The sequence below is a fragment of the Pseudoalteromonas sp. NH0006-46 genome (assembly GCF_057547735.1).
In genome coordinates, this window is sequence record NZ_BAAJML010000001.1 from 643,470 (window position 1) to 656,509 (window position 13,040).

The 13,040-nt window shown below is 41.7% G+C and carries 12 protein-coding genes; 10 read left to right on the top strand and 2 right to left on the bottom strand.

Annotation, left to right across the window (positions count from 1 at the left end):
- Positions 1-9 precede the first annotated feature (9 nt).
- The gene (gene pseB / locus AC27I2_RS02925; protein WP_487203461.1) at positions 10-1,011 is read right to left on the bottom strand and encodes a UDP-N-acetylglucosamine 4,6-dehydratase (inverting); all 1,002 of its coding nucleotides are present in this window, start codon (positions 1,009-1,011) and stop codon (positions 10-12) included.
- Between the two features lie 185 nt (positions 1,012-1,196).
- Here pseB and AC27I2_RS02930 point away from each other — a divergent pair, with 185 nt between their 5' ends.
- Positions 1,197-1,982, top strand: a complete 786-nt coding sequence (locus AC27I2_RS02930) for a flagellin N-terminal helical domain-containing protein (RefSeq protein WP_058403510.1) — start codon at positions 1,197-1,199, stop codon at positions 1,980-1,982.
- A 161-nt stretch (positions 1,983-2,143) separates the two neighbouring features.
- Positions 2,144-3,580, top strand: a complete 1,437-nt coding sequence (locus AC27I2_RS02935; RefSeq protein WP_138528749.1) for a sigma-54 dependent transcriptional regulator — start codon at positions 2,144-2,146, stop codon at positions 3,578-3,580.
- A 279-nt stretch (positions 3,581-3,859) separates the two neighbouring features.
- Here AC27I2_RS02935 and AC27I2_RS02940 read toward each other — a convergent pair whose 3' ends face one another.
- Positions 3,860-4,462, bottom strand: a complete 603-nt coding sequence (locus AC27I2_RS02940) for a DNA-3-methyladenine glycosylase I (protein ID WP_487203462.1) — start codon at positions 4,460-4,462, stop codon at positions 3,860-3,862.
- A gap of 131 nt (positions 4,463-4,593) precedes the next feature.
- Here AC27I2_RS02940 and AC27I2_RS02945 point away from each other — a divergent pair, with 131 nt between their 5' ends.
- From AC27I2_RS02945 to fliJ, 8 genes are all read left to right on the top strand, one after another.
- Positions 4,594-5,706 carry a sensor histidine kinase gene (locus tag AC27I2_RS02945; protein WP_487203463.1) on the top strand — a complete coding sequence of 371 codons (1,113 nt, stop codon included), beginning with the start codon at positions 4,594-4,596 and terminating at the stop codon, positions 5,704-5,706.
- Entirely contained in the window at positions 5,703-7,169 is a 1,467-nt protein-coding gene (locus tag AC27I2_RS02950; protein WP_058403506.1) for a sigma-54-dependent transcriptional regulator, read from the top strand. The genes AC27I2_RS02945 and AC27I2_RS02950 overlap by 4 nt, the downstream gene beginning before the upstream one ends.
- A gap of 158 nt (positions 7,170-7,327) precedes the next feature.
- Positions 7,328-7,660 carry a flagellar hook-basal body complex protein FliE gene (gene fliE / locus AC27I2_RS02955; protein WP_058403505.1) on the top strand — a complete coding sequence of 111 codons (333 nt, stop codon included), beginning with the start codon at positions 7,328-7,330 and terminating at the stop codon, positions 7,658-7,660.
- A 20-nt stretch (positions 7,661-7,680) separates the two neighbouring features.
- Positions 7,681-9,396 carry a flagellar basal-body MS-ring/collar protein FliF gene (fliF, locus tag AC27I2_RS02960; protein WP_058550989.1) on the top strand — a complete coding sequence of 572 codons (1,716 nt, stop codon included), beginning with the start codon at positions 7,681-7,683 and terminating at the stop codon, positions 9,394-9,396.
- Positions 9,389-10,429 (top strand): flagellar motor switch protein FliG, encoded by a 1,041-nt coding sequence (gene fliG / locus AC27I2_RS02965; RefSeq protein ID WP_058403503.1) that lies wholly within the window; start codon positions 9,389-9,391, stop codon positions 10,427-10,429. The genes fliF and fliG overlap by 8 nt, the downstream gene beginning before the upstream one ends.
- A gap of 3 nt (positions 10,430-10,432) precedes the next feature.
- Positions 10,433-11,239, top strand: coding sequence for a flagellar assembly protein FliH (gene fliH, locus AC27I2_RS02970; protein WP_487203464.1), 807 nt, complete (start codon positions 10,433-10,435; stop codon positions 11,237-11,239).
- Positions 11,240-11,257: 18 nt separating this feature from the next.
- A complete protein-coding gene (fliI, locus tag AC27I2_RS02975; protein WP_058403501.1) occupies positions 11,258-12,592 on the top strand; it encodes a flagellar protein export ATPase FliI in 1,335 nt (444 codons plus the stop codon).
- Complete coding sequence (fliJ, locus tag AC27I2_RS02980; protein ID WP_058403500.1) at positions 12,592-13,038, top strand: flagellar export protein FliJ; 447 nt, start codon at positions 12,592-12,594, stop codon at positions 13,036-13,038. The genes fliI and fliJ overlap by 1 nt, the downstream gene beginning before the upstream one ends.
- Positions 13,039-13,040: the final 2 nt, after the last annotated feature.

Sequence of the window (13,040 nt, forward strand, 5' to 3'; positions counted from 1 at the left end):
TATTCAGCTTTAACTTAATGCCTGAGTGTTAAATTCTTTAATCTCCTCAATCGTCATATAATGCGAGTTATGCAGAGAGTTATATTCAAATCCTTGATCTACCTTTTTGCCAGTCTCGCCAATTGCGTTCACGGTAAAGTCATTACTACGGCTACTAAATTTAATACCTGGAGCAATAACAAAGTGGTCGTTGTACTCATAGGTTTCAAAACACAAGTCTGCTGGGCACATTACTTCATGAAGTTTTTCACCAGGGCGAATGCCAATTATTTTTAGTGGTAAGTCAGGAGCCATTGCTTTTGCAAGATCGGTAATACGGATTGAAGGGATTTTAGGAACGAAAATTTCACCGCCTAACATTCGTTCAAAATTAGTCAGTACAAAATCGACGCCTTGTTGAAGGTTTATCCAAAAGCGAGTCATTTCATCGTGTGTGATTGGGATATGATCGCGTCCCTCATCAATAAACTTTTGAAAAACAGGCACTACAGAGCCGCGAGAGCAAACCACATTACCGTAGCGTACAACAGAAAAGGTAGTGCGGTTGCCACCTGCAATATTATTTGCGGCTACAAAAAGTTTATCTGATGCCAATTTAGTGGCGCCATACAAGTTAATTGGGTTTGCAGCCTTATCAGTAGACAGTGCAATTACTTTTTCGACATCGTTATCAAGAGCTGCATCAATCACGTTTTCAGCGCCATTAATATTTGTTTTAATACATTCCATCGGGTTGTATTCAGCGGCCGGAACCTGCTTCAAAGCAGCTGCGTGAATAACATAGTTTACACCGCGCATGGCACGTATTAATCTGTCTTTGTCTCTTACATCGCCAATAAAATAACGCATACAAGGTTGGTCAAACTCTTGTTGCATTTCAAATTGCTTAAGTTCATCGCGTGAAAAAATAATGATCTTTTTTGGATTGTAACGCTCAAGTAGCGTTTTGACGTATTTTTTCCCGAATGAACCGGTACCACCGGTGATTAAAATTGTTTTGTTATCGAACATAGTGCTACCCAAATTATTTATTATTGGCGTTATATGACACGCAAACGTGATTTTTTAATACGCATCTCAATACTTTAACCACTAAGCAAGCAAAGTGCCAAGTTAATTTAGTCTAACCATGGTACAAAGCACAAAATTTCGCAAATTAAGCTATAATTTAATCAGTCAGCACCACGGAGGCCGTTATGAAAATTCAATCACCATCAGCTAACTTTTTAAACCAAACTCAGCAAACAAATAACAAACTTGCAGAGCAACTAGCAACCGGTAAAAAAGTAAATAGCGCAGCAGATGATGCCGCAGCGTTACAAATTATTGATAGACTTACTTCACAGCAAAATGGCTTCAGTCAGGCTTTAAATAACGCCTATGACGGAATTTCATATACTCAAGTAAGCGAAGCTAGCTTGAGTGGTGTAAATGATGCTGTCACGCGCATTCAAGAGTTATCTGTTCAAGCGGGTAATGGTGCACTGACTGATAATGATCGTGCTGCGCTACAAGAAGAAGTCGTGCAGCTGCAAAGTCAAATTAACGACACGTTCGAAAACGCTAATTTTGCAGGGAAACCGTTGTTTAATGGTGAGCCTGTATCATTTCAGGTAGGCTCTGATGCAAATATCAGTCAAACACTAAACCAATCTGATGGAAGTCTTGCCCCGACGCTATCTACTATTGATATTTCGACTCAGGCTGGAGCACAAGCAGCTATCGATATAACCAAGCAAGCAAATGATGAAATAAATGCGCAACGCGCTGAGTTAGGTGCATTTCAAAATACGTTGGCAAGTACAATTAAAGGATTAGGGGGGCAGCAAGAAAATATTGCAGCTAGTCAAAGCCGAATTCAAGATACCGATTATGCGCAGGCAATTTCGCAACAAGTGTCTAATGACATTTTAGCGCAATCATCAGTTGCACTTCGTGGTCAGGCTAACCAATCTGCTGAGTCTATTTTAGGTTTACTTTAAATTTTAATACTTAATAGTTAATTCTTAAGTATTATTGATCTTACTAGTGCGTCTGTTTTTTGGCGTTTATGTCAAAAAACTGCCGCTATCACTTGCATCCGTGCTTAACTGGCTTACAATTTAGCTAATTATATCAAAGAGTGAAGCACGGCTCGCTAACTATGATCCTGATTTTAGATAATAATAACAATCGCTCTATTGGGTTAAACGCATCACTTGGTTTTATCGGTGAGGTTACTCATCGCTTAGATGAAGATAACTTTGAACAAGAGTGTGCAAAATATAAGCAGCACGAGTGCATGGTTATTTTGGGGGCTTTACAGTCACTCGATCATGAAAGCTTAATCAAGCGCTACCCAACACTTCCATTTTTATTAATTGGTGAAACGTTAAGACCGTTACTTAGCATTGCTAACGTAGTTGGGCTTATTTGCGAGCCATTTAATCACGAAGTTACCACACAGTTACTTCATGATTGCCAGCAGTATCATCGTATGTTGCCGGGGGAGCACAAAAATAGTCAGCCGCATAAGTCTTTTGATGGCCTTGTTGGTGAAACACAAGCAGTTAAAGAGGTCCGCTTTTTAATTGAGCAAGTTGCAAAAACAGATGCAAACGTTTTAATTTTAGGTGAGTCAGGTACAGGTAAAGAAGTGGTTGCGCGTAACGTTCATTTGCTATCTAAGCGAAGTACAGGACCCTTTGTACCAGTAAACTGTGGGGCCATTCCGGCAGAGTTACTAGAAAGTGAGCTTTTTGGTCATGAAAAAGGGGCGTTTACAGGGGCTATCTCTGCTCGTAAAGGTCGTTTTGAGTTAGCGCAAGGCGGTACGCTGTTTTTAGATGAAATTGGTGATATGCCGCTACAAATGCAGGTTAAACTTTTACGCGTATTACAAGAACGAAGCTATGAGCGTGTAGGTGGCACTAAAGCAATTCAAGCCGATGTACGTGTTATTGCTGCGACTCACCGTAACCTTGAAACCATGATTGAAGCCGGCAGCTTTCGTGAAGATTTGTATTATCGGCTAAATGTATTCCCTATAGAGAATCCGTCGTTAAGTGAGCGTGCTGATGACATTCCTTTATTACTCAAAGAGTTAATGCGTCGTGTAAACGAGCAAACGGGAACTACCGCTAAGTTTACTGAGCGTGCAATTGAAAGCTTAAAAGAGCATGCGTGGCCGGGTAATATTCGTGAGCTTGCGAATTTGGTTGAGCGCATGGTTATAATGTTCCCTGAAAAGGTGGTAGACATACCTGACCTACCGAATAAGTACCGTTATATTGAAGTTGATGCTTATGAGCCTGAGTATCCTGAAGAACTAATGGAGAAAGATGCGTTTAACGATATATTCAGTACTGGGTTTAGTGACTATGAAAACGAACCCGAGGCAGAGTTTAATAGTAACGCCGGTGGCTTACTTCCAGATGATGGCATTGAGCTTAAAGAGTATTTAGCTGAGCTTGAAATTAGCTTAATTACCCAAGCACTTGAACGCTTTGATTATGTTGTGGCACGCGCCGCGGAAATATTAGGTGTAAGGCGTACAACGCTCGTCGAAAAAATGAAAAAGTATAACCTGTCGCGAGACTAATAATGCCCAAAAGATAAACTACTTTTTATACTCATTGTAAGCTATCACTTTACGGGCTTTGCCCGTTACGCAAGCAAGCTTGACGTCTACGAGTAAATTTAGCCTCGGTGTAAATTTTAGCGGTAGACGCTTAGCTTGCTCGCGTGAAAAGCGTAGCTTTTAATTACTTAAACACGCATCTTAAAAACGAAGGCAAGTGAGAAACCATAGTTAACTTACACGTTACTTCTCTAAAGCGAAGCGTCTCTTAGCCTCTTTGTGAACAGATCACTTTTATGGTTATAAGTCCTTATTCAGCAAAGCCTTAATAATTTCTTCTTTTCTAAAACAATCATTACTATGGTCGTTGACCATACCGCAAGCCTGCATGTAGGCATATACTGTTGTAGGGCCTAAAAATTTAAAACCTCGTTTTTTTAAATCTTTTGCAAAAGCTGTTGATGCCTCAGTGATTGCGGGGTAGTCCTCGGTATTATTAAAATTGCTGACTATGGGGGTGTTATTTACAAACTGCCATTGATACGCGCTAAAACTGCCAAACTCTTTTTGAATGTTTAAAAATCGCTGCGCGTTATTTATTGTTGCTGTAATTTTTAAACGGTTGCGAACGATTGTTTTATCAAGCATGAGTCGCTCTACATCATCAGCTGTAAACAAGGCCACTTTGTTTACATTAAAGTTAGCAAATGCGTTTTTATAGCCTTGTCGCTTTTTTAAAATGGTATACCAACTTAATCCCGCCTGAGCTGACTCAAGGGTGATAAATTCAAACAGTGTTTGGTCATCGTAAACAGGCACACCCCATTCTAAATCATGGTACAAAACATAATCGGGCTTAGTGGTATCGAGCCACGGGCAGCGGCACTTATTTTGCTCACTCATCTGTATTCCTTTTTATTCGCGTCATTTTTATGTCGCGTTATTATTATTGTAAGATTATGAAAATATAGCAATTTAATTTTGGTACGTATTGTGCATTAAGCCTTGTATCTATACAAATTCGAGATTTGATTATGGCCCTTGCGAGCGTGCTAAAACCACAGTTTATTTCTGCAAATCAGTATAACCCATGTTTACTTCAAGAGGAGTACATAGGTGAATTAAGCGATCTGCGTCAGCAAGCAAGTTGGCTTTCTCATTTAGTTGATACTATGCCTGCAGGTGTGGTTGTGCTTGATGGTAAAGGAATGATTGCAAAGGCCAATCAAATAGCGATTGATATGTTGGGTGAGCCTTTAGAGGGCGAGAAGTGGTTTAATGTAATTCAGCGCTCTTTTAGACCCCACCAGGACGATGGCCACGAAGTATCACTAAAAGATGGACGGTTAATAAAGCTTGATATAACAGCGTTAGCTCCCGAGCCGGGGCAACTTATTTTAATGACCGATTTAAGTGAAACACGCCGTTTGCAGAAGCGAGTTGCCCATATGCAGCGCCTTAGTGCGTTGGGTAAAATGGTGGCGTCTCTTGCGCATCAGGTTCGCACGCCGCTTTCAGCGGCTATGCTTTATGCTGCTAATTTAGGCTCTAAGCGCTTACCTGAGGCATCTCGCGATAATTTTCAAACCAAGTTAATGTCTCGCTTAAAAGATTTAGAAACTCAAGTAAACGACATGCTACTTTTTGCCAAAAGCGGCGATCAGCAGGTTGTTGAGCAAGTGTCTATGCAGCAATTACTCAGCGAAGTAAAGGCGGGCGCCGATGCGATGGTGACACTAAACGATAGCCACTTAGCTGTCGGTCTCCCAGAACCAGATATTCAAATAACAGGTAATAAATCCGCCATAGCCAGTGCAATTCAAAACTTGATTCATAACAGTATCCAGATCACTGGTGCTGGCGCAGAAGTGTATTTAAGTGCAGTTACCGATGAGCTAGATTCAGACTATGTACGCATTAGCGTTGCTGATAACGGGCCCGGTGTTGATTTAAGCTTAGCAGAAAAAATATTTGAACCGTTTTATACCACTAAAAGTCAAGGTACGGGATTAGGGCTTGCTGTTGTGAGTTCAGTTGCAAACGCACATCAAGGACGTGTTGAAGTGACCAATAATAAAGGCGGTGGAGCATGTTTTAGTTTGCTTTTACCTATTCGCACCGCATCTAAATTAGAGGAATCATTATGAGTAACACTATTTTAGTTGTAGAAGATGATGCAGGGCTTCGTGAAGCCTTAATTGATACACTCGAAATGTCGGGGATTGAATGCATTGCGGCTAATTGTGCAGAGCAAGCCATGCTTTTGCTTAAAAAAGAGCAATTTTCGCTGGTGGTGAGTGATGTACAAATGGGGACTATGAGTGGTTTAGATTTACTACGAAGTATTAAGCTTAACCACCCTGAGCTACCTGTTTTAATGATGACGGCGTACGCCACCATAGATGATGCCGTTGAAGCTATGCGCTTAGGTGCGATTGATTACATGGCAAAGCCGTTTGCACCTGAAGTTTTGCTCAATATGGTAAGCCGCTACTTACCTGAAAAAGCAAAAGAGACAGACGGTCCTATTGTTGCCGATCCAAGTAGTATTCAGTTATTAGAATTGGCAAGTAGAGTAGCACGTTCCGATGCAAGTGTGATGGTGCTTGGTCCTAGTGGTTCTGGTAAAGAAGTGTTAGCTCGCTACATACATGATAAATCGAATCGATGCGATGAGCCGTTTGTTGCAATTAACTGTGCAGCAATTCCTGAAAACATGTTAGAAGCAACTTTATTTGGGTATGAGAAAGGCGCGTTTACAGGGGCAATTCAAGCCTGCCCTGGTAAGTTTGAGCAAGCGCAAGGCGGAACTATCTTGCTCGACGAAATAACTGAGATGGATCTTGGATTACAAGCTAAATTATTACGCGTTTTGCAAGAGCGCGAAGTGGAGCGCTTGGGTGGACGCAAGACAATTCAGTTAGATGTACGCATACTTGCAACAAGTAACCGTGATCTAAAAGAAGCGGTAAGCGAGAATCAATTTAGAGAAGATTTATATTACAGACTTAACGTGTTTCCGTTAATGTGGCGACCGCTCAATCAGCGCCCAGGGGATATTATTGTATTGGCTAAACATTTAATTGAACGTCATTTAAGCAAAAGTAAAGAGCCTATGGCTTACCTCGATAGTGGCGCAGAGAAAAAATTACTTGCTCACTCTTGGCCGGGTAATGTGCGTGAGCTTGATAACGTTATACAACGTGCGCTTATACTTAGGACTGGTAATACTATTAATGAGCATGCTATTTTTATTGAAAATATAGCCGCAACAGATTTTGTAATGACGCCTACATCGATTAGCACACAAAGTGCTAGTCAGTCTCAGGCGAACACTGCTGATAAAAGTATTGAGCATGGCCCTACTAGCTCTGCTTATTATGATGAAAAGTCATCATTAGTAGAGCCGCCAAAACAAGACTTATTAGCTGGTGATACGGGCAGTTATAAAGATGAGCTCAAAGATAAAGAACACCGTATCATTTTAGAAACGTTAGCAAGGTGCCAAGGTAAACGAAAAGATGTTGCTGAAACCCTCGGTATTAGCCCTCGTACTCTACGTTATAAACTAGCGCAAATGCGCGACTTAGGTATTTCACTTCCTGCGTAGCCTCACATTTAGCCCTTGATTCAGGTATTGAATTTAAGGGCTGTCAAAACTCTGACTCACAAAATTAAGCTTTAAGCTATTGAAAATTAAAGCTTATTATTTGGCATGGTTTGTGCTTTATCTATATTAAGAGTTAACTGCATTGTCAGAGAAAAATTATGAAAATTCAAAATAGCGCTGTATTTCAAGAAATGCAATCAATGGCTTTAGAGGCTGGTCGTAGTAATCAAGTTGAACGACTGCCAGTAAAAACGCAAGCCTCATCAACGGCTCAATTTGGCGACATGCTGTCAGATGCAATTAATACTGTGCACGGTTTACAGCAAGATGCTAAGCAAAAAGTGGTTGCAGTAGAGACCGGCGACAGAAGCGTCTCTTTGGCTGAAGCGATGATTGCATCTCAAAAATCGTCAGTGGCATTTGAAGCGACAGTACAAGTTCGTAATAAACTTGTTGAAGCTTACAAAGAAATCATGAACATGCCTGTTTAACTAGGTAGTGGAGAATTATTGTGGCGCAATCTAATCAATCAACCGATCTTGCACTTGCTACTGGTGATATTGACCAAAGCGATAGCGACGATCAACAAGAACAAAAATCTGGCTATTTAAGTTCGTTAAACGGTGTTGATTTATTGCGCCAAGTAACGCTTGTTATTGCTTTAGGCATTTGTTTAGCAATTGCTATATTCATCATTATTTGGGCTCGCCAGCCAGATATGCGCCCGCTTGGTAAAATGCAAACAGAAGAGCTAATACAAACGCTCGACTTTTTAGATGCACAAAAAATTGAATATCAAGTTGATGGTAATGTGGTACTTGTCCCTGAAACCGAATATCAAAACATTAAGCTGTTAATGACTCGTGAAGGGTTAGAGCAAGGGCCTACATCGGGTTCAGATATCATCATGCAAGACATGGGCTTTGGTGTAAGTCAACGCTTAGAACGCGAACGCTTAAAGCATGGTCGTGAGCAACAACTCGCACGTACAATTGAAGAGCTTAACAACATTACTCGCGCACGTGTATTACTTGCCATCCCAAAAGAAAATGTATTTGCGCGCAGAGAGAAAAAACCTTCAGCTACCGTTGTATTGACTCTTAAGCGAGGGCGTTCACTTGACAGCGAAGAAGTAGACTCTGTTGTTGATATGGTTGCATCGGCTGTACAAGGTTTAGAGCCAGCTCGTGTAACGGTAACGGATCAAAATGGTCGCTTATTAAATTCTGGCTCACAAACGTCTCTTGCGGCACGTTCGCGCAAAGAGTACGACATAGAGCGCAAGCGTGAACAAGAGTATCTTGAAAAAATTGATAGCATTCTAATTCCCGTCGTAGGGCTTGCAAACTACACTGCACAAGTTGATTTAAGCATGGATTTTAGTGCCATTGAAGAAACGCAAAAGCGCTACAACCCAGATCTGCCTGCAGTAAGAAGCGAAACAACGTTTGAAGAAAATAATATAGGCGGTTTAGCGGTAGGTATACCTGGTGCGTTGACGAATCAGCCGCCAGTAAACTCAAACATTCCTGAAGTAGCTGGCCAAGGTGGAGCAGGTAGTGCAACTTCACCATCAAGAACACATAAAGAAGCTACGCGTAATTATGAGCTAGATACAACTATTTCACATAAGCGCCAGCAAACAGGTGTAATACGTAGAATAAGCGTGTCGGTGGCTGTTGATTACACTCCAAAAGTAGGTGAAAACGGTGAAACAACCATGACACCGCGCTCAGTGGAAGAACTGTCAAATATTCGCCGTTTATTACAAGGTGGTGTTGGTTTTGATATGCAACGTGGTGATGCACTTGAAGTGGTAACGGTTCCGTTTGTGCGTGAAGCAACTGATTTTGACATTAGTGTGCCGCTTTGGGAACAAGACTGGTTTATGAAAATAATCCGCTTAGTACTGGGTGCCCTCGTTATTATTGTACTGATAATGGCGGTAGTTAAACCGATGCTTAAACGCTTAATTTACCCAGACGATACACTTGAAGAGTATGACGAAGATGCCTTAAGTGCTGGTGTAGATATTGGCGATAGCACGTTAGATATGCTAAACAAAGACTTTGATTCTGCTTCAATTGGTTTCTCAAGCGATGGTACACTTCAGTTACCAGACCTACATGGCGACGAAGACTTACTAAAAGCAATTCGTGCCCTTGTGGCCAATGAACCAGAACTCTCATCACAAGTAGTGAAAGCGTGGTTAACAGAAGATGACTGATCAAGAACAAAAACAATTACCGCCAGCGTTTGATGTTGATAAGCTCGATGGCGTAGATAAAGCCGCAATATTACTGTTGAGCCTATCAGAAGAAGATGCAGCGCAAATCCTAAAACACTTAGAGCCTAAGCAGGTGCAAAAAGTGGGTATGGCAATGGCGGCGTTAGATGATCTTTCGCAGGCTAAGATTAGTGCAGTTCATAATTTGTTTATTGAACAGATTCAAAGCTTCAGCACTATCGGATTTCAGTCAGAAGACTTTATTAAAAAGGCGCTTACCGCTGCATTGGGTGAAGATAAAGCCGCTAGCCTTATTGATCAAATTGTTATGGGATCGGGTGCTAAAGGTCTTGATTCGCTTAAATGGATGGACTCTAAGCAAGTGGCAAACATTATTCGTAATGAGCACCCGCAAATACAAACTATTGTGTTGTCTTATTTAGAGCCTGAGCAGTCAGCAGAGATTATCGCGCAGTTCCCTGAAAAAGTTCGCCTTGATTTGACCATGCGTATAGCCAACCTTGAAGAAGTGCAACCAGCTGCACTACAAGAACTTAATGAAATAATGGAAAAACAATTTGCCGGTCAAGCGGGTGCACAAGCTGCGAAAATGGGTGGCTTAAAAGCAGCGGCAGACATCATGAACTACCTAGATACAAATGTTGAAGGTCAGTTAATGGATTCTATTCGTGAACATGACGAAGAGATGTCTCAGCAAATTCAAGATCTAATGTTTGTATTTGAAAACTTAATGGATGTGGATGACCGTGGTATTCAAGCTATATTACGAGAAGTACAACAGGACGTGCTAATGAAAGCAATCAAAGGTGCTGACGACGGTCTGAAAGATAAGATACTTGGTAATATGTCTAAACGTGCCGCGGATATGCTTGCCGATGATCTAGAGGCAATGGCGCCTGTGCGTATTAGTGAAGTAGAAGCAGCACAGAAAGAGATTTTATCAACAGCACGACGTTTATCTGATTCGGGTGAAATTCAGTTAGGCGGTGGTGGTGGTGAGGAGTTCTTGTAAGCCATGAGCAAACTCAAAGGGCGTCCACTTCGAGCTGAAGAAGCCGATGAATTATTAAAAAACTGGGCTATCCCAGATGTAGCACCTAACGAAAAAAGCTTTGGTAACCGCTCAACAGCCTATGGTACGCCCCTTAGTGAGCTTTATAAAAAAGAGCTTGCCGAAGAAATGCCCGCTGATGAACCACAAGAACCGGAACTGCCTAAGCTTACTATGGTTGAGCTTGAACGCATTAGGCAAGATGCTTACGAAGAAGGCCTTAAGCAAGGCCATGAACAAGGCTACATTGACGGCTTTGAAAAAGGCGTTAGTGAGGGAAAAGAGGCCGGTTACAAAGAAGGGTTAGAGCTTGGAAAAACTCAAGGGCAAGAAGATATTAAACCGATTGTTGAAGAGCAGCTAATTAGCTTAAAAAGCATTTTAGAGGCGCTTAATTCACCGCTAAAAAAGGTGGACGAACAAGCCGAATTGCAGCTTGTTCAATTGGCTAGCATGCTTGCTGAGGCTGTGATTTACCAAGAGGTACAAACATCGTCAGAGGTTATTTTACATACATTAAAACACAGTATTGATTCGTTAAATGCGCAGCAAGAAACAGTGAAAATTCACCTAAACCCGACCGACCTCGATATAATCAAAGAAAGCTATGGCGAACAAACTATTGCACAAAACAACTGGCAATTGGTTCCCGAACCCACGCTTGATAGAGGTGGATGTGAGGTGAAAACCGCGCAATCCTCTCTTGATATGACTCTAAAAACACGTGTCAAAGAAACGTTGGATAGCTTTTTGCATAATAGCAATATCTAAGTATTTTTTAGGCGTACTATGTCTGCTCAAAGTGCCTCTTTAAGCGAACGCTTATCGCAATATCAACAAAATATTAAGCCCCATACACCTGCTGTAGCGGGGATCTTAACGCGTGTCGTTGGCCTTACTCTAGAGGCTAAGGGCTTACGAGCGCCAGTTGGTAGTCAATGTAAAATAGAAACCATGAATGGTTTTGTTGACGCCGAAATCGTCGGATTTAACGATCAAACCTTATATTTAATGCCCAACGATCATATTTCTGGTGTGCTACCTGGTGCGCGTGTTATTCCTCAAATAAATAATTTGGGTTTACCTGTAGGCATGAGCTTATTAGGGCGTGTTGTTGATGGGTTAGGCAGACCACTCGACGGTTTAGGCAAAATTAATGCTGAGCACTACTTAAAGTTTGCCCAAAATACAATAAACCCATTAGCAAGACGGCCCATCAGCCAACCCATGGATGTAGGTGTACGTGCTATAAACTCAGTGATCACCGTAGGGCAAGGTCAAAGAATGGGATTGTTTGCAGGCTCTGGGGTAGGTAAATCTGTATTATTAGGCATGATGACACGGGGCAGTGAAGCCGATGTCATTGTAGTGGGTTTGGTAGGTGAGCGTGGCCGTGAGGTAAAAGAGTTCATTGAAGAAATACTTGGTGTAGAAGGGCGTAAACGTTCGGTTGTTGTTGCTGCACCGGCTGATTCATCGCCGCTAATGCGGCTAAAAGGCTGTGAAAGCGCAGTTACTATTGCTGAGTATTTTAGAGACCAAGGCTTAAATGTATTACTGCTACTCGATTCAGTAACACGTTATGCCATGGCTCAGCGAGAAATTGCTTTAGCTGTAGGAGAGCCACCCGCTACAAAAGGTTATCCACCCTCGGTTTTTGCAAAGTTACCCGCCTTGGTTGAGCGAGCGGGCAATGGGGGAGAAGGGCAAGGTGCAATTACGGCCTTTTTTACTGTATTGAGTGAAGGTGACGATATGCAAGACCCAATAGCTGATGCCGCTCGCGCCATACTCGACGGTCATATTGTACTTTCTCGTGAGTTGGCCGATAGCGGACATTACCCCGCAATAGATATCGAAAAATCAATATCTCGAGTTATGCCTCAAGTAGTTTCTGAACCTCATATGCAGCAAGCGCGAGTGCTTAAGCAGGTGTATTCGATGTACCAACAAAACAAAGACATGATCACGTTAGGTGCGTATCAAAAGGGAACCGATCCTATGCTCGATCAAGCAATAAACATGATGCCTAGGGTTAACGGTTTTTTACAGCAAGGTATGCGTGATGTAATAAGTTATGACGATGGGCTACAAGGTCTTGCTCAATTATTAGGCCAAGGATAATGGCTAAAAGTAAATTCGAATTATTACTAAAGCTTGAAAGCGAAAAAGAAGAAAACTTGCGTATGAGTTACCTGCAAGCAAATCAAAACTTGCTCGCAAATCAGCAAAAACTTCAAGGCTTAAACGATTTTCGACTTGAGTACTCCCAGCAATTACATTTAAAAGGGCAGTCGGGTTTATCAAGTGCAGGTTTTGGGCAGTATCATGCGTTTATTGCAAAAATTGAAGAAGCTATTCGCCAACAAGCAAGTACGGTTAATACAGCAAAGCAAGTTGTTTCACAGCGAAAAACGCTGTGGCTAAAACAACAAATAAAAGCGAAAGCGGTTGCTAAGTTGATAGAGAATCAAAAAGTGAAAGCTGCAGCTATAGTTGCTAAAAACGAACAGAAAATGTTAGACGAGTTTACATCTAATCAATTTTTTCAGCGTCGAAAACTCTCTTAAGT